This is a genomic window from Enterobacter sp. PTB, assembly GCF_051130085.1.
In the GTDB taxonomy this organism is placed as follows: Bacteria; Pseudomonadota; Gammaproteobacteria; order Enterobacterales; family Enterobacteriaceae; genus Enterobacter; species Enterobacter ludwigii.
On record NZ_JBDKEE010000012.1, the window covers coordinates 67,668 to 83,331 of the forward strand.

14 protein-coding genes are annotated in these 15,664 nt (G+C 55.3%); 4 read left to right on the forward strand and 10 right to left on the reverse strand.

Annotation, left to right across the window (positions count from 1 at the left end):
- Window positions 1-219 precede the first annotated feature (219 nt).
- Window positions 220-1,869, forward strand: a complete 1,650-nt coding sequence (locus AAIR21_RS15860; protein ID WP_025205815.1) for a methyl-accepting chemotaxis protein — start codon at window positions 220-222, stop codon at window positions 1,867-1,869.
- Here the strand turns inward: AAIR21_RS15860 and AAIR21_RS15865 are convergent.
- From AAIR21_RS15865 to AAIR21_RS15875, 3 genes are all read right to left on the reverse strand, one after another.
- The gene (locus AAIR21_RS15865; protein WP_025205814.1) at window positions 1,866-2,831 is read right to left on the reverse strand and encodes a DMT family transporter; all 966 of its coding nucleotides are present in this window, start codon (window positions 2,829-2,831) and stop codon (window positions 1,866-1,868) included. The genes AAIR21_RS15860 and AAIR21_RS15865 overlap by 4 nt on opposite strands.
- A 75-nt stretch (window positions 2,832-2,906) precedes the next feature.
- Window positions 2,907-3,731, reverse strand: a complete 825-nt coding sequence (locus AAIR21_RS15870; protein WP_183516817.1) for an AraC family transcriptional regulator — start codon at window positions 3,729-3,731, stop codon at window positions 2,907-2,909.
- A gap of 81 nt (window positions 3,732-3,812) precedes the next feature.
- Window positions 3,813-4,661: an SDR family oxidoreductase gene (locus tag AAIR21_RS15875; RefSeq protein WP_183516816.1), complete on the reverse strand. Its 849-nt coding sequence runs from the start codon at window positions 4,659-4,661 to the stop codon at window positions 3,813-3,815.
- A gap of 84 nt (window positions 4,662-4,745) precedes the next feature.
- On the opposite strand from AAIR21_RS15875, the gene AAIR21_RS15880 reads away from it, so the two are divergent.
- Complete coding sequence (locus AAIR21_RS15880; RefSeq protein WP_014168344.1) at window positions 4,746-5,132, forward strand: winged helix-turn-helix transcriptional regulator; 387 nt, start codon at window positions 4,746-4,748, stop codon at window positions 5,130-5,132.
- Window positions 5,133-5,176: 44 nt separating this feature from the next.
- On the opposite strand, the gene AAIR21_RS15885 is transcribed toward AAIR21_RS15880, so the two are convergent.
- A complete protein-coding gene (locus AAIR21_RS15885) occupies window positions 5,177-7,120 on the reverse strand; it encodes a bifunctional 2',3'-cyclic-nucleotide 2'-phosphodiesterase/3'-nucleotidase (RefSeq protein WP_183516815.1) in 1,944 nt (647 codons plus the stop codon).
- Between the two features lie 190 nt (window positions 7,121-7,310).
- On the opposite strand from AAIR21_RS15885, the gene cysQ reads away from it, so the two are divergent.
- A complete protein-coding gene (cysQ, locus tag AAIR21_RS15890; protein WP_014168346.1) occupies window positions 7,311-8,051 on the forward strand; it encodes a 3'(2'),5'-bisphosphate nucleotidase CysQ in 741 nt (246 codons plus the stop codon).
- Here the strand turns inward: cysQ and AAIR21_RS15895 are convergent.
- The gene (locus tag AAIR21_RS15895; protein ID WP_014168347.1) at window positions 8,045-8,602 is read right to left on the reverse strand and encodes a YtfJ family protein; all 558 of its coding nucleotides are present in this window, start codon (window positions 8,600-8,602) and stop codon (window positions 8,045-8,047) included. The two genes, cysQ and AAIR21_RS15895, sit on opposite strands and share 7 nt — an antisense overlap.
- Window positions 8,603-8,926: 324 nt before the next feature.
- On the opposite strand from AAIR21_RS15895, the gene AAIR21_RS15900 reads away from it, so the two are divergent.
- Window positions 8,927-9,133, forward strand: a complete 207-nt coding sequence (locus tag AAIR21_RS15900) for a DUF1107 domain-containing protein (RefSeq protein WP_003856054.1) — start codon at window positions 8,927-8,929, stop codon at window positions 9,131-9,133.
- Window positions 9,134-9,211: 78 nt separating this feature from the next.
- Here AAIR21_RS15900 and AAIR21_RS15905 read toward each other — a convergent pair whose 3' ends face one another.
- The 5 genes from AAIR21_RS15905 to AAIR21_RS15925 form a co-directional block, all read right to left on the reverse strand.
- A complete protein-coding gene (locus AAIR21_RS15905; protein ID WP_014168349.1) occupies window positions 9,212-10,549 on the reverse strand; it encodes a hemolysin family protein in 1,338 nt (445 codons plus the stop codon).
- A gap of 193 nt (window positions 10,550-10,742) precedes the next feature.
- On the reverse strand, window positions 10,743-12,290 hold the full coding sequence (locus AAIR21_RS15910) for an MFS transporter (RefSeq protein ID WP_183516814.1): 1,548 nt from the start codon (window positions 12,288-12,290) through the stop codon (window positions 10,743-10,745).
- 67 nt (window positions 12,291-12,357) lie between these two features.
- Window positions 12,358-13,392 carry a Gfo/Idh/MocA family protein gene (locus AAIR21_RS15915; protein ID WP_020882923.1) on the reverse strand — a complete coding sequence of 345 codons (1,035 nt, stop codon included), beginning with the start codon at window positions 13,390-13,392 and terminating at the stop codon, window positions 12,358-12,360.
- Window positions 13,393-13,404: 12 nt separating this feature from the next.
- Window positions 13,405-14,472: a Gfo/Idh/MocA family protein gene (locus AAIR21_RS15920; protein ID WP_020882922.1), complete on the reverse strand. Its 1,068-nt coding sequence runs from the start codon at window positions 14,470-14,472 to the stop codon at window positions 13,405-13,407.
- Window positions 14,473-14,474: 2 nt separating this feature from the next.
- Window positions 14,475-15,653 carry a Gfo/Idh/MocA family protein gene (locus tag AAIR21_RS15925; protein WP_020882921.1) on the reverse strand — a complete coding sequence of 393 codons (1,179 nt, stop codon included), beginning with the start codon at window positions 15,651-15,653 and terminating at the stop codon, window positions 14,475-14,477.
- Between the last annotated feature and the right edge of the window lie 11 nt (window positions 15,654-15,664).

Below are 15,664 nucleotides of genomic sequence, written 5' to 3' on the forward strand. Positions count from 1 at the left end.
TAAAGTGCATTTTAAATGCATCTTTAAGGCGACGCTATAACCCTTTAGAGGGAAGGGGAAAAGTGAGAGCTAGATCACAAAAAATAATGACTTTTAACTTGCTGAATGAATGCAGGAAATTACTTTAGAAAGTTTTTTAACGTGGGGAAACAGTAAACAACTCGCCGTGCCTGCCGATATATCCACGTCAGACAAACCTGCATATAAAAAAGGCAACGCATGTTTAAACGTATAAAAGTCATTACCCTTCTTATTTCGGTGCTGCTTGTGCTCGGCATCATGCAAGTCATTTCCGCCGGCATTTTTATCAACGCGCTGAATAACGACAAAGATAACTTCACCGTCTCGCAGCTCTCAAGCCAGAATGTCGCCGAGTTTACCGATGCATGGATCAGCCTCAACCAGGCCCGCGTGACCCTGAACCGCGGCATGCTGCGTCTGCAAAGCAGCATGGCGTCTCAGATTAACGGCGGCCAGTTGAATGAACTGGTGAACACGGCGAAGAACCTGCTGGCGGATGCGCAGTCCCATTACGATAAATACTACGCTTTGCCTAATACTCCGGGTCTGGACGAGAATCTGGCTAACCGTCTGGAAGAGCAGTACCGCATTTACTCCGCCACGCTGACGCAAATGAACGTCCTGCTGGGCCAGGGCAATCTGGAAGATATGTTCAAGCAGAATGCGGAGCAGAAACAGACCGCGATGCAGAACGTGTACCGTGAATGGCGTGAAGCGCAGGCCGTCCTCACGGACAGAGGAATTAAAGACAACGAAAACGATTATAAACGTATCCTGTGGATCCTCTCTGCGGTCATGCTGCTGGTGATTGCCGTGATCGTCTCCAGCTGGATTGCGATGCGCCGCGTTCTGCTGCTGCCGCTCCAGGATGTGATCGGCCATATCCGCGCCATTGCCGCAGGGGATTTGACCCAGCCGATTCAGGCAGAGGGTAAGAATGAAATGGCAATCCTGGCGCGCAACGTTCAGGAGATGCAAACCTCGCTGGCAAACACGGTGGGCGTGGTGCGTGAAGGCGCAGATACCATTTACACCGGTGCAGGGGAAATCTCTGCGGGCAGCAACGACCTCTCTTCCCGTACCGAGCAGCAGGCCGCCTCTCTGGAAGAGACGGCTGCCAGCATGGAACAACTGACCGCCACGGTAAAACAAAACGCCGATAACGCACGTCAGGCTTCCCGTCTGGCGCTCGATGCCTCCTCAACCGCGAAGAAGGGCGGTAACGTGGTGGAGGGTGTGGTGCGCACCATGGACGACATTGCGACCAGTTCCAGCAAAATTGCGCAAATTACCAACGTAATCGACGGCATTGCCTTCCAGACCAACATCCTGGCGCTGAACGCGGCGGTGGAAGCCGCGCGTGCAGGCGAGCAGGGCCGTGGCTTTGCGGTGGTCGCAGGTGAGGTGCGTACCCTTGCCCAGCGTAGCGCTCAGGCGGCAAAAGAGATTAAAGCGCTGATCGACGATTCCGGCGAGCGCGTGAATGCCGGCTCACAGCTGGTAAACGAAGCCGGGGCGACGATGGCAGAGATCGTGAATGCGGTCACCCGCGTGACCGACATCATGGGCGAGATTGCCTCTGCCTCTGACGAGCAGAGCCGCGGTATCGATCAGGTAGGTCAGGCGGTGGCCGAGATGGATCGCGTGACCCAGCAGAACGCCTCGCTGGTAGAGGAGTCTGCGGCAGCGGCGGCCGCGCTGGAAGATCAGGCGGCACGCCTGAACGAAGCGGTAGCGGTGTTTAAAATTACCCGCAACCAGGTAGTCAACGCCGCGCCGGTGAAAAGCTACACTCCAGCGGCTAAACCTGTCGCGGCGACGTCTGAAGCGAACTGGGAAACGTTTTAACTCTCTGAAGCCGGAACGACCATCGGTTTTTCCGGCTTTGCTCTCACCGCCATCACGACCCCAACGACCAGCAATATAATCCCGCAGGCGGTTAACAGCGGCGGTACGCTCTGGCGCATCAGGAAGGTGTAAAGCAGCCCGGCCAGCGTTTCGAAAACAATCAACGGCCCTAAAATTACCGTCGGCAGCTTCTGGCTGGCGGTATTCCAGCACAGCGCGCCCACCCACGAGCAGAGCACCGCAATCGCCAGCATCAGCCCGACAAAGACCCACGGTCTCGGCCCGAACGGTTGAGCGAAATCCGGTTGCTGATGGCCTAACCAGAGACAGGCTCCCACATAGCCTATAAGCGAAACCGGGAGCGTGACCAACGCCTGAGCCGTCGCCCACATCATCGGGTGTTTATCCGGGTTTTCCCGCAGCCAGCGTGCATTGCGCAGGGCATACCACGCCCAGCACACCACGGAAACGAATGCCAGCAGGATGCCAGAACCGTAACGCAACAGCGAGAAGTCCTCCAGCCCATGCTGCAGCTCGGCAATGTTGACGCAGACCAGCCCCACGGCGGTACACACCAACGCTGGTATCATTTTTGACCATGCCAGTTTCCCGTCGCGGTGGCTGTAAAGCAGGTTAGCGAAGACCGGGATCACCACGGGCAGCGTGCCGATAATCATGGTAGATACCGGTGCACCGGTTCGCTGAATGGCGCTCGCCAGGCAAACATAATAGATAAGGTTGCCCATCATGGTCAGCGCCAGCGCGGTGAACCAGTCCTGTCGGCCGAGCTGACGCAAACGTGCACGACCGAGCCACGCCAGCGGGAGAGCAATCAGCCCCAGTGCCAGATAACGTCCGGTCGACTGCAGTATTGCCGGGTACTCCGGCACGATCAGCGGGCCGACAAAAATCAGTCCCCACATCAGACCCGCAAGCAGGGCATACAACACACCACTAATCATTTTTTCATCCACATCGGTTTATTCTGCGTTCAGTGTAGGAGGGGGAAGGGTGTGCGTATTGTATGAGGTTGCGCATCAGCGCTTAACGACCTGTTTCTGGTAGCGCACGGGGGTAATGCCATAGCGGCGGGTAAAGGCGCGAGTCAAATGGGACTGATCGGTCAGCCCGGTCGCGGCGGCGACTTCGGCGGCGGGCATGCCGCGCGTGAGAAACGCTTTGGCGCGCCACAGGCGGATAGCCATCAGCATCTGATGCGGAGTGACATGGAAATGCGCCTTGAACTGGCGCTGAAAATGGTAGGGGCTCAGTGAGACCACGTTGGCCAGCTCGTCCAGCGTCAGGGTGTGCATGTAGTTGTCGTGCATATACTCACGAACCCGTTCGAACCGGTGTGCACCTTCCCGGGTAACCGGCGCGTGGCGGGCTAACGGCTGGAAGGTCTCGATCAGATCCAGCAGCAGGCCTTTTTGCGCCAGCGGGTCGTCCGTATGCCACAGGCCATAGATAAGCCTGCCGATTTGCTGTGAGCGCAGCGGGTCATGGCGGGTTACGTCGCTAAACCACCAGTGGCGAAGGCCGGTTACCTCTTCCAGCAGATCGGGTTCAATGTAAACCATCCGGTAGCGCCAGCCGCCATCCGTCGCCGACTCCCCGGTGTGGATCTCGTCCGGGTTCATGGTCACGACGGATTTTTCCGCCGCGAGATGCTGGGTACCGCGATAGCGAAAGCGTTCGGCACCGGTTTCAATGGTGCCGATGCCGAAGGCTTCATGCGTATGAGGCTCAAAGGCGTAGTCAGAAATATGCGCGTGATAAAGCTCCAGGCCCGGCAAATGCGCCAGATGGCGAAAGCGCGCGCTGTCTCTCTCATCAATGAACTGTTCCGGTACGCCCTGCACGGTGAACCTCCTCTTGAGTCATCTCTCCATTATCAGAGATGACCCGAGGGGATGCTACAAAAAATAACCATTTTGCAACATTTACAGGATGGCTTTAATGCTCTCTGAAAGCGGTGTGGTTGGACGCCCGATCAGTTTGCTCAGCGTATGGCTGTCGTCAAACAGACCGCCTTTAGACGCGCCCACATCGGAGTCTGCCAGCATATCCGCCAGCCCGGCAGGCAGGCCAACGCCCTTCAGCGCAGCGGCAAAATCCGCCTCGCTCATGTTCTGATACGTCACGTTTTTGCCGCTCTGTTTGCTGAGTTCGGCTGCCAGTTCACTCAGCGTCCAGGCGTGGTCGCCGGCCAGCTCGTATACGTTGCCTGCATGGCCGTCCCCGGAGATGACTTTTGCCGCGGCAGCCGCGTAATCCGCACGGGTGGCAGAGGCGATTTTGCCTTCACCGGCCGCGCCAATAAATACGCCATGCTCCAGCGCGGGCGGTGCGCTCGCCAGATAGTTTTCGGTGTACCAGCCATTACGCAGCAGGGCGTAAGGGATGCCGGACTCCGCCAGCGCCTTCTCCGTCGCGACGTGTTCAACGTGCAGGCCCAGCGGCGATTTATCTGCATGCAGCAGGCTGGTATAGGCGATGAACTTCACGCCCGCGGCTTTGGCAGCATTAATGACGTTCTGATGTTGGGTGGCGCGCTGACCCACTTCGCTGGAGGAGATCAGCAGCAGCTTATCTACGCCCTTAAGCGCGGAGGTCAATGTGCTTTCGTCAGCGTAATTCCCCTGACGAACGGTAATGCCCTGCTGGCTCAGGGCTTCAGCTTTTGCCGGATTGCGGACAATCGCCACAATCTGGTTTGCCGGTACGGTGTTTAACAGCTGTTCGATAACGAGCTGGCCAAGCTGGCCGGTTGCGCCGGTAATTGCGATCATGATGAATCCTCTTCGTGTTTGTCTGGTGTTGTGGCACACTAGCACCATAGCTAACTTTTAGTAAGTACGTACATAAAGGTAAGTATGAAAACAACGATACCGACACTCAGCGAACAAATGCGCGATGGCAACCTCTTCGCGGAACAGTGTCCTTCCAGAGAGGTTCTCAAACATGTCACCAGCCGCTGGGGCGTGCTGATTCTGGTGGCCCTGCGGCAGGGAACCCACCGTTTCAGCGACCTGCGTCGAAAAATGGGGGGCGTCAGCGAAAAGATGCTGGCCCAGTCGCTACAGGCGCTGGAACAGGACGGGTTTGTTAATCGCGTCTCGTATCCGGTTGTACCACCGCACGTTGAGTATAGCCTGACGCCGTTAGGGACAGAGGTGAGTGAGAAAGTGGCCGCGCTGGCGGACTGGATAGAAGTGCATACGCCGCAGGTGATGGCGAACCGGGAAGAACGCGCGGCGTAAAGGCAGGCCGGGTAAGGCGAAGCCGCTACCCGGCACACACCGCGTTACTTGCTTAAATCCACCTGATAAATGGCGAAGCCAATATCATCCGTTGCAACTTTCTTCATCGGATAGTGGGCGTTATCGTTAATAAACGCCGCCGCTTTATCGGACGGTGAAGTTTCAAAACGGATGTCCAGCGGCGTGTCGCTATGAATGGGGGCCAGGCGCCAGTTGTTGTCCACTGCCGGATGAATGCCCCCCGCTTTTTTGGACTCCGCGCTGATCCACGCCGCCAGCACCGAGCGGTTCTCGTCCGGTGAGGCAAAGGCAATATGGCTATCTCCCGTGCCGGCAAACTTGCCGCCGTAGGCGCGGTAGTTATTGGTTACCACCAGGAAGGTGGCATTCGGGTCGATGGCTTTGCCCTTAAAGGTCAGGTTTTTGATGCGCTCGGCCTGCGGGTTAATGACCTGGCATTCACCGTCATATTTTGCAGGCTGGGTAACATCAATCTGATACTCTACGCCGTCAATCACGTCAAAGTTATAGGTCCGGAACCCGTCCCAGTTAATCAGCGACTGCGGCTTGCTGCTCTTCGGATCAATCTGGTTAAACTGCCCGGCGGAGCACTCCAGCCATTCCTTCACCTCTTTACCCGTCGCTTTCACTACCACCAGGGTGTTCGGATAGAGATAGAGATCGGCGGCGTTACGGAAGGTCAGCTGGCCCTTTTCGACTTCAACGTAGCTTGCCGGGTCATTCTTACGCCCGCCCACTTTGAACGGTGCCGCGGCCGACAGCACCGGCAGTTTTGCCAGGTCCGGGTCGCCCTGAATAACGTGTTCGACATAGGCTTTTTGCGCCATGTTAACCACCTGGACAGTCGGGTCATCCTGCACCAGCGCCAGGTAGCTGTACATGTTATCGGCGGATTTACCGATGGGCTTGCTGACGAAGTCGCGGGTGGCGTCGTGGTCATGCTTCAGCACGTCGACCAGTTTTTTATCTTCGGCGGCCAGTGATTTTTTAGCCGCAGCGTCGTAAATCGGGCGCGCCTCTGCTTTTGACTGAGTGACCTTCCAGTCGCCGCCGTCGTTATTGAGGACCAGATCCACCACACCAAGGTGGTCGCCCCACATGCCCGGCATCACCGACGGCACGCCATTGAGCGTCCCTTTCTCGATGTCTGCACCCTTAATGTTGGCAAAGTCCTTACCCGGGAAGACCGCGTGGGCGTGGCCGAACAGGATCGCATCGACGCCCGGGACTTCACTCAGATAATAAACGGAGTTTTCAGCCATGGCCTGATACGGATCGGCGGAGAGTCCCGAGTGCGCAACCACCACCACCAGATCTGCGCCTTTTTCGCGCATTTCCGGCACGTATTTGCGCGCAGTTTCGGTAATATCGTTAACGGTCACTTTACCGTCGAGGTTGGCTTTATCCCAGGTCATGATTTGCGGCGGTACAAAGCCGATATAGCCGATTTTAAGCGTCTGTTTTTTACCGTCCTGATCGACAACCTCTGTCTCTTTAATCAGATAGGGGGTAAAGAGCGGCTTCTGCGTCTTAACGTCGATGATATTGGCGTTAACGTACGGGAATTTCGCGCCAGCCAGCGCATCGTGCAGGTACTTCAGGCCGTAGTTAAATTCGTGGTTGCCCAGGTTGCCGACGGTATAGTCCAGGGTGTTCATCGCTTTATAAACCGGGTGGATCTCGCCTTTCTTCAGCCCCTTCGCGGCCATGTAGTCCCCGAGCGGGCTACCCTGAATGAGATCGCCGTTGTCGACCAGCACGCTGTTTTTAACTTCATTGCGGGCGGCAGCGATCAAACTTGCCGTGCGTACCAGTCCGAATTTTTCCGTCGGGGTATCTTTGTAGTAATCGAAGTCCATCATGTTGCTGTGCAGGTCGGTAGTTTCCAGAATTCGCAGGTCTACCGTCGCCGCCTGTACGCTCACTGCAATCAGCGTCGCCAGGAGCGTTGCGCTAAACTTAATCATCAGAGGAGTCCTTTTTTCGATCCAGGCCACAAAAGAGTATGTATCTATAGCGTGTTGCTTACAGAAATGTGAATCCTGACAGAAAAAAGCGCCATGAAACCAGAATTGCTTCACAGATAGCGGAATTGTTCCCATTACGATATAACTAAAACAAAGAGTTAACCCCACTGCGTTAACAAAGAGGTGGAGAATGTTAGATAAGATTTGTCAGCTCGCACGGGATGCGGGAGATGCCATCATGCAGGTGTATGACGGTGCAAAACCGATGGAGGTCGTCAGCAAGGCTGATGACTCTCCGGTCACCGCGGCAGATATCGCGGCTCACAAGGTGATCCTGCAAGGGCTGCAGGCCTTAACGCCGGATATCCCGGTCCTGTCAGAAGAAGCGCCGCAGAGCTGGGACGAGCGTCAGCACTGGCAGCGTTACTGGCTGGTGGACCCCCTCGACGGCACCAAAGAGTTTATCAAGCGTAACGGTGAGTTCACCGTCAACATCGCGCTGATTGAAAAAGGCAAAGCGGTGCTTGGGGTGGTATACGCGCCGGTGATGAAAGTCATGTACAGCGCTGCAGACGGTAAGGCGTGGAAGGAAGAGTGCGGCGTGCGTAAGCAGATTCAGGTGCGCGATGCGCGTCCACCGCTGGTGGTGATCAGCCGGTCGCACAGCGACAGCGAACTGCAGGAATATCTGCAACAGCTGGGTGAACACCAGACGACCTCGATTGGTTCATCACTGAAATTCTGTCTGGTGGCGGAAGGCCATGCCCAGCTCTATCCTCGCTTTGGGCCAACGAACGTCTGGGATACCGCGGCAGGGCATGCGGTCGCCACGGCAGCCGGGGCACATGTTCATGACTGGCAGGGTAAGCCGCTGGACTACACCCCGCGCGAATCCTTCCTTAACCCCGGCTTCCGCGTCTCTATTTATTGAGCCAGCAGTTTGTGCAGCAGGGCGACAACCTGCTGCACCTCTTCCTGGGTTAATGCCCCGTCTTTCACCCACTGCACGCGGCCGTCTTTATCCAGCACGATGATTGCAGAGCTCTCTTCCTCCAGCTGCCACGCCTTACGCGTCACGCCGTTGCTGTCGACAATAAACTGCGACCACGGATAGAGTTTTTTATTGCTCTCAAGGCTTGAACGCACAAACATTCCGGAGCCAGGAATGGCATCGTCAGTGTTAACGATCGTGGTGGTCTGGTAGCGGTCGTGTGGGAATTTTGCGGCCTTGATCGCTTCCACCAGGTTGGCATTTTTCTCTTTTGCGGATGTACGACCGGCAATATGTTGTACAACTCTCACTTTGCCTGCGAGCTGCGCGCTATTCCACGCTTTGTAGCTAAACTTATCATTGTCGAGAATCAATTCTCCCCGGTCAGCAATGCCGACTGGTGGTACTCGTTGTCCTTTTTCAATCGCGTGAGCGCTAGCCCACAGGGGCAGAAGCAGGCAGGCTGCTGCAAGGATAGTACGTAGGGTCATGGTGTTTCCTTATTGTTTGCAGGTGATCCGACCACTTGGTCATACGCTTTTAATCATAAGTGCGATCAATGTGGTTTTCCCGCAATCCCGATGCCAGTTTGCGGGTGAACGCACATATCCATGAAAAAACGACGGCTTATACTGCCCTGAGTGAAGCTTTGCAAAGATTATTCTGAATAATTGTAATCAAACGGTAAATAAACTTATGCATACTGGGTAACACCGTAGTTCTGGTCTATAGTCTTTGGGCAACAAAATTTGCGCTCAGGACAGTCGGGCCGATTGTGGCACCGCAAGAGCGTATGATTCGCAGGAGATACAAGAATGAAAATTTTCCAACGCTACAACCCGCTTCAGGTGGCGAAGTACGTGAAGATCCTGTTCCGTGGACGGTTGTATATCAAGGATGTTGGCGCTTTTGAGTTTGATAAGGGCAAGATCCTTATCCCAAAAGTGAAGGACAAGCAGCACCTGTCTGTGATGTCTGAAGTCAACCGTCAGGTTATGCGTCTGCAAACTGAGATGGCTTAACCAACGTGCTATGCAGTAGTTAAAAACGCAGTTGATAAAAAAACGGCTCCCGATGGGAGCCGTTGATGTTTATGGACCTTACGCCGACACTTTCTCTTCTGCGTCAGGCATTCGCGGTACCAGCACGGTCGGTTTATTATCGATACGCGTCACCAGCAACTGGTCGATGCGGTAGTTATCAATATCCACCACTTCAAACTTGTAGCCAGAGAACTTCACCGAGTCGGTACGTTTCGGGATTTTTCGCAGCATAAACATCATAAAGCCGCCAATGGTCTCGTAATTACCTGACTGCGGGAACTCGTCGATATCCAGCACGCGCATGACATCGTCAATCGGCGTACCGCCGTCGATAAGCCATGAGTTCTCGTCACGCTGAACAATCTGCTCTTCCAGACCCTGGCCAACCAGGTCGCCCATCAGCGTGGTCATCACATCGTTGAGGGTGATGATGCCCACCACCAGCGCGTATTCGTTCATGATAACGGCAAAATCTTCACCGGCCGTTTTGAAACTTTCCAGCGCTTCAGAGAGGGTGAGGGTATCCGGAACAATCAGGGTATTGCGGATCTGAACGCCGCTGTTGAGCGCCAGGCTCTGGTTGGCCAGCACGCGGTTCAGCAGGTCTTTCGAGTCCACATAACCGATGATGTGGTCGATATCTTCATTACAGACCAGGAACTTGGAGTGCGGGTGCTCGGCTACCTTTTGCTTCAGGCTCTGCTCGTCTTCGTGCAGGTCGAACCAAATCACGTTTTCGCGTCCGGTCATGGATGACGGTACGGTGCGGGATTCCAGCTCAAACACGTTCTCAATTAACTCGTGCTCCTGCTTGCGCAGCACGCCCGCCAGGGCACCCGCTTCGAAGACCGCATAGATATCATCAGAGGTGATATCGTCTTTTCGCACCATCGGAATTTTAAACAGGCGGAAAATGCTATTGGCCAGGCCGTTGAAGAACCACACCAGCGGACGGAACAGGAACAGGCAGAAGCGCATCGGGTTGATGATGCGCAAAGCCACAGCTTCTGGCGCAATCATACCGATGCGTTTCGGGGTCAGATCAGCGAAGAGGATGAACAGGCCAGTCACCAGCGAGAACGAGAGAATAAAACTCAGTTGCTCGGAGAGTTCAGGTGAAAAGTAGCGTGCGAAGAGGCCATGAAACACCGGTGAAAATGCTGCATCCCCCACGATACCGCCCAGGATGGCGACCGCGTTAAGGCCAATCTGCACCACGGTGAAAAACATTCCCGGGTTTTCCTGCATTTTGAGTATGCGTGATGCGTTAACGTTGCCTTCGTCAGCAAGCAGTTTCAGTTTGATTTTACGGGAGGCGGCCAGCGAGATCTCGGATATCGAGAAAAATGCACTGACGGCAATGAGACAAAGTATCACTAAAATACTGTTTAACATAGTTTATCCGGCTTCAGCCAGATCCTCGGAAGGGAAGTTAATTACATTTGTGTGAAGACACATAGAACGTCAGCTCGTAGCGTTGAGCTGATTATTTCAGCGGGTAGTATAGCGTAAAGGCGTGTAAATCTGCCAGAGGTCACATTTTGGCATAAAACCGGCCGGACAGCGAAGCGCTGTCCGGTACGTACGGCTATTTTACTGCGGATAAACTGGCGTTTCCTGCCGCCCGGCGGGTGGCATCCCCTCCCCACACCTGGTCATACTCATAGCCGGTGAGCTGTTTGATCACCACACGGGTGTTGGCGTCGCAGTCGCGATAATCTCCGCCCAGCTTGCGGCGCGCAATCTCCTTCAGCAGCAGCTTGTGCGTCTCGCGGGTCAGTTTAAATTTGTAGGTCGTGAAGAAGCTCACGGCCAGAAGGGCCGCCGTCGCGAAAATCAGCAGGCCGATAATGGCCCCCAGCGCGCTTTCAGGCTGTGCGCCGCTGCCCTTCACAAACCCTGACTCCTGCAGCACCAGGCCGATGATCATGATGGCAATCGCCACGGTGCTTTTGCGGGTCAATACCATCACCCCGGCAAAAATCCCTTCGCGGCGCTGCTGCGTTACAATCTCATCGATATCAGGGATGAAACTGTAGATATTCCACGGGATGTAATAAAGACCAGAGCGGGCGGCACCGAGCAGGATAAAGACCCCCGAGAACAGCAGCGTTGGCACCTGCGTTTTGGTGAGGTAGACCGTAAACAGGAATACCAGCACGGCGAAGATACAGCCATACGAGAGGCGCAGCGCGGCGGACGGCGTGATATTCAGCCGGTTCAAAAGCAGCATAAATCCGTACGTGCCTGGTACCGAGGCAAAGGCGGCAATGCTCAGCCAGCCCGACACGGCCGCCGCATCCTGGCTCAGACAATAAACGACATAATAGGTAAAGACCGAGCCGAAGACGTCCATCGCAGTAAACGAGAAGATATAAATAATGATATGCAGGCGGAATGCGCGGATGCGAAAGGACGAAAAGAGGTCCAGTACCAGATATTTCAGATGATTGGTTACCCCGCTGCTGCGCTGGTTATCTATCTTAAAATCGGACTCCTGATGCACATCTTTCGCTTCCCAGGTGGTGTACCATGTAATAAACACCGCAAGGCAAAAAATGCAGGAAAATATCAGTCCGGTGAGCGTATAGGTAAACGGATTGTCTTTCCCGGTGAACTGCATAATGACGCCGGGGACGGAAACGGCAAGGAACCCCCCAAGCTGAGAGCAGATCATGCGCACCCCTGAAAGTCGGCTGCGCTCTTCGTAGCGGTTCGTCATTTCTGCGGCCAGCGTCTCCCACGGCACCAGCACCATCGCCGACAGCAGTTCAATCGAGAGATAGGTTCCCAGGTAATACCAGTACCCCATATCCGTCAGCCACAGCAGGGCATACAAAAACATTAACGGGGAACTCAGTAATAAAAAGAAACGGCGACGGCCAAATTTACGGCCGAGCCAGGTACCCGCAAAATTATCAGTGATATAACCCATGATCGGGCTTAACAGCGCATCAATGACGCGGGCGATAGCAAATATAGAGCCCGCTTCAATAACAGACAGCCCGCAATAGGTCGTGTAAAAAAATAACAGCCAGGTGCCGATAATGGCGAAAGCGCCTCCGCCAAACAGATCGGTTATGCCGTAGCCAAGCGCCACGCCATAACCAACTCTACGTTCAGTTGGTTTGACCATAATAATATCCAGTGTAGGGTAATGATTAACCCGTTTTACGGGGCGTATTTTTATTAACGTCTGGAATTCAAATTACGTTCTGGTTGTTGATATTTATCCATTGTCTTGTTTGAGATGACCGATAAATAGCCTCCACAAGGGTGAGTGATTTTCCGGCGGTACGGATATCGATATAGTCTCTGTTTTCCGGATGATGAACGGCAGTATAAAACCGGTGGATCGCCTGCTGATGACCCAGCCCCCAGTAGCTTTTTACCGTGCCGTCGGGGGAATCATCGCTTGCCAGTTTTAACCGCTCACCCGGTGTGACGCGCCAGAGAGTGTTGTCATTCAGCAGCAGCGAGCCGTGTTCACAGTGGATCTCCAGCAGGAGAGGGGCGTCCGTGGTGTGGCAATTGCTGGCATAAAACAGGCCGCGGGCGCCGTTGGCGAAGTGTAGCGTGGCCATTGCGCTGTCTTCGCCTTCGGTCACGTCTGCCAGCTCACCGCTATCCACCACGCCTTTCACTCGCGTCACGCCTTCACCGAACCACTGCATCAGGTCGAGCGTATGGATTGCCTGGTTGATCAGCAGACTCCCGCCTTCTGTTGCCAGCCGACCGCGCCAGGGGCTTTGCGTGTAGTAAGCGCCCGCGCGTGACCATGTGAGTACTGCCCTGATGCTGAGCATTTTCCCCAGCTGTCCATGGCCTAACTCCTGCCGAATACGCTGGCTGGTGGGGTTGAGCCGGTTCTGATAGCACACGCCGAGCAGGCTCTGAGCCCGATCGGCGGCACGGGTGATATCAATGAGTTCACGGGTGTTCATGCCCACCGGTTTTTCGCAAAAAACATGCTTCCCGGCGGCAAGTGCCGCCAGAATCATCTCTTTATGCTCGAAATGGGGCGTACAGATGTGTACCACGTCGATGGCATCATCCAGCAGCATTTCCCGGTAATCCTGATAAAAACGGCATTGATAGTCTTTCGCCAGCGCCAGTCCTTTAACGCTGTCGATGTCGACCAGCGCACGCAGCGCGACGTTGGGTATCTGGCGCAGGGCATTGACATGGCAGCCATGAATCGCCCCGCCGCCGATGATAGCGGTATTCAGGATAGTCATCTCCGGCTCCCCTTAACCCGCCGCGTTGGCGAGCATTTGAGCCTTCACGCAGAGCTCCGCAGCCTTGAAGGCGTGCGCCTGCGTCATGGCATTTTCAGTCCGATGGAGACAGTCGAGGATCAGTTCGCCAAAGAACGGGAATCCGACCTTGCCTGCCACCGGATAACGGAACTCCCCCTCTTTATTGACGAGATAAACCACATCCTGCTCGCCACGGGTTAAATCGACGTATTTGCGGATTTCGATGTAGCCCTCGGTGCCGAGCAGCGTCAGTCGCCCGTCACCCCATGTGGACAGCCCGTCCGGGGTAAACCAGTCGCAGCGGAAGTAGCCGCTGGCGCCGTTTTCGCCTTTGAGCATTGCGTCGCCAAAATCTTCAAAGGCGGGGTACTGCGGGTGTTTAACGTTCCGGACCTGGCTTGCTATCACGGTGGCATCGCGGTTGCCGGTGTAAAAAAGGAACTGCTCAATCTGATGGCTGCCGATGTCACACAGGATGCCGCCGAAGTATCGCCGATCGTAAAACCAGTCTGGCCTTCCTTCGCCTTCACGGTGTGGGCCTGTCCCCAGCGTTTGTACCACGTCGCCGATGGCACCTTGCTTTACCAGTTGACCGGCAAAGACAGCACTCTCAACATGCAGACGTTCGCTGTAGTAAACCGCGTATTTCTTACCGGTTTTTTCAACCATCGCTTTGGCATCTGCCAGCTGTTCAAGGGTGGTGAGCGGCGCTTTGTCGGTAAAGTAATCCTTCCCCGCCGCCATCGATTTCAGCCCCAGCGCACAGCGTTCAGAGGGGATGGCGGCGCCTGCCACCAGACGCACCTCGTTATCGGCGAGGATCGCCTCCAGCGAATCCGCCACTCTGGCCTGCGGATACTGCTGGATAAATTTATCCACTCTGGACGGATCGGGATCGTAAACCCATTTCAGCGTGGCGCCGGCCTCAATCAGCCCGTTACACATTCCATAAATATGCCCGTGGTCGAGCGCGGCAGCGGCAAAGACAAATTCACCTTCCCGGACAACGGGCTGAGGTTTGCCGACTGGCGCGTAGTTCATTCCGTCATGTTTATTCATCTTCAGATTCCTCGATCCAGATCTTTACCCAGGGGGATAGCGCCCACTTCGCTGAAGTTGGCCACGCTTGCGGATTTCTCATGAAAACGGGGGGCGAGGGTGTTAATCCCGCCGGTACGGTAAAACGGATCGTCACGTGGAATGGGGAGCGAGACCACGGTGCGGGTGATGGCAGATTTATAAATTGCGGTAATCAACTCCAGCGAGCGTTTTCCCTGTAATCCATCCACCAGCGGGGTCGTGCCGTGTTCAATACTCAGCAGCAAATCGTTTATCTGCCCGGTATGCAGCGTCCACGCGAGTGCCGGCGTCTGCGCAAAAACAGCGTTGAGCTGTGCTTCCCGCTGCTGATCGTGAGTTTCCTGAGGAAAACCGTTATCGGCACTCACGCTGGCACAGGCTTGCCAGGGGGCAGAGATGCGCGCGCGATCGCCCTGGATGACGATCTTCTGATCTTCGCCGTGATGCACTACCGAGGCGGTAAGCTGCGTGAGTGCGCCATTGGGATATTTGAATATTGCGGCGCTGAGGTCTTCCACTTCGGCATTGTCATGCGCCACGTTGGTCATCATCGCCACCACCTCGGATGGAAACCCGAGCATCCACTGAATAGCGTCGATATGGTGAACCGCGTGATTGAGCGTGCAGCCGCCCCCCTCTTTTTCCCAGGTGCCACGCCACCACAGATCGTAATAGCAGTGGCCGCGCCACCAGAACGAATCCACCTGCGCATGGCAGATTTTGCCCGCGAGGCCGGAATCCAGCGCTGCTTTTAAGCGCCAGAAGGCATCGGTAAAGCGATTTTGCGCAATGATGGAGAGCGTTTTGCCGCTGGCCTGCTGAGCCGCAATCATCGCGTCGCACTCCTCAAGCGAGGCGGCCATCGGCTTTTCACACAGCACATGGCACCCGGCCTCCAGTGCATCAATGCTGATCTGTGCGTGGACATACGGCGGGGTGCAGACATCGACGATATCGACGTCTGGCTCGGATGCCAGCATCTGCTGATGGCTCTCATACACGCGGGCCTGCGTCAGGCCGTAGCGCGTTTTTTTCTCGTGCGCTTTTTCCGGGTAGATATCCACCAGCGCGACAATCCGGCAGCGCTGACCAAACTGCAAGTAACCCTGAATATGGTTATGTGAGATATTGCCTGTACCTACAATGGCGATATTTAGCATCGTGTCGTCTC

Bases quoted from the DNA above. Each gene is read 5' to 3' on its own strand.
- cysQ (WP_014168346.1), top strand. From the start codon at position 7,311: ATGTTAGATAAGATTTGTCAGCTCGCACGGGATGCGGGAGATGCCATC.
- AAIR21_RS15885 (WP_183516815.1), bottom strand. From the start codon at position 7,120: ATGATTAAGTTTAGCGCAACGCTCCTGGCGACGCTGATTGCAGTGAGC.
- AAIR21_RS15915 (WP_020882923.1), bottom strand. From the start codon at position 13,392: ATGACTATCCTGAATACCGCTATCATCGGCGGCGGGGCGATTCATGGC.
- AAIR21_RS15875 (WP_183516816.1), bottom strand. From the start codon at position 4,661: ATGATCGCAATTACCGGCGCAACCGGCCAGCTTGGCCAGCTCGTTATC.
- AAIR21_RS15905 (WP_014168349.1), bottom strand. From the start codon at position 10,549: ATGTTAAACAGTATTTTAGTGATACTTTGTCTCATTGCCGTCAGTGCA.
- AAIR21_RS15925 (WP_020882921.1), bottom strand. From the start codon at position 15,653: ATGCTAAATATCGCCATTGTAGGTACAGGCAATATCTCACATAACCAT.
- AAIR21_RS15865 (WP_025205814.1), bottom strand. From the start codon at position 2,831: ATGATTAGTGGTGTGTTGTATGCCCTGCTTGCGGGTCTGATGTGGGGA.
- AAIR21_RS15895 (WP_014168347.1), bottom strand. From the start codon at position 8,602: ATGACCCTACGTACTATCCTTGCAGCAGCCTGCCTGCTTCTGCCCCTG.
- AAIR21_RS15900 (WP_003856054.1), top strand. From the start codon at position 8,927: ATGAAAATTTTCCAACGCTACAACCCGCTTCAGGTGGCGAAGTACGTG.
- AAIR21_RS15920 (WP_020882922.1), bottom strand. From the start codon at position 14,472: ATGAATAAACATGACGGAATGAACTACGCGCCAGTCGGCAAACCTCAG.
- AAIR21_RS15860 (WP_025205815.1), top strand. From the start codon at position 220: ATGTTTAAACGTATAAAAGTCATTACCCTTCTTATTTCGGTGCTGCTT.
- AAIR21_RS15880 (WP_014168344.1), top strand. From the start codon at position 4,746: ATGAAAACAACGATACCGACACTCAGCGAACAAATGCGCGATGGCAAC.
- AAIR21_RS15910 (WP_183516814.1), bottom strand. From the start codon at position 12,290: ATGGTCAAACCAACTGAACGTAGAGTTGGTTATGGCGTGGCGCTTGGC.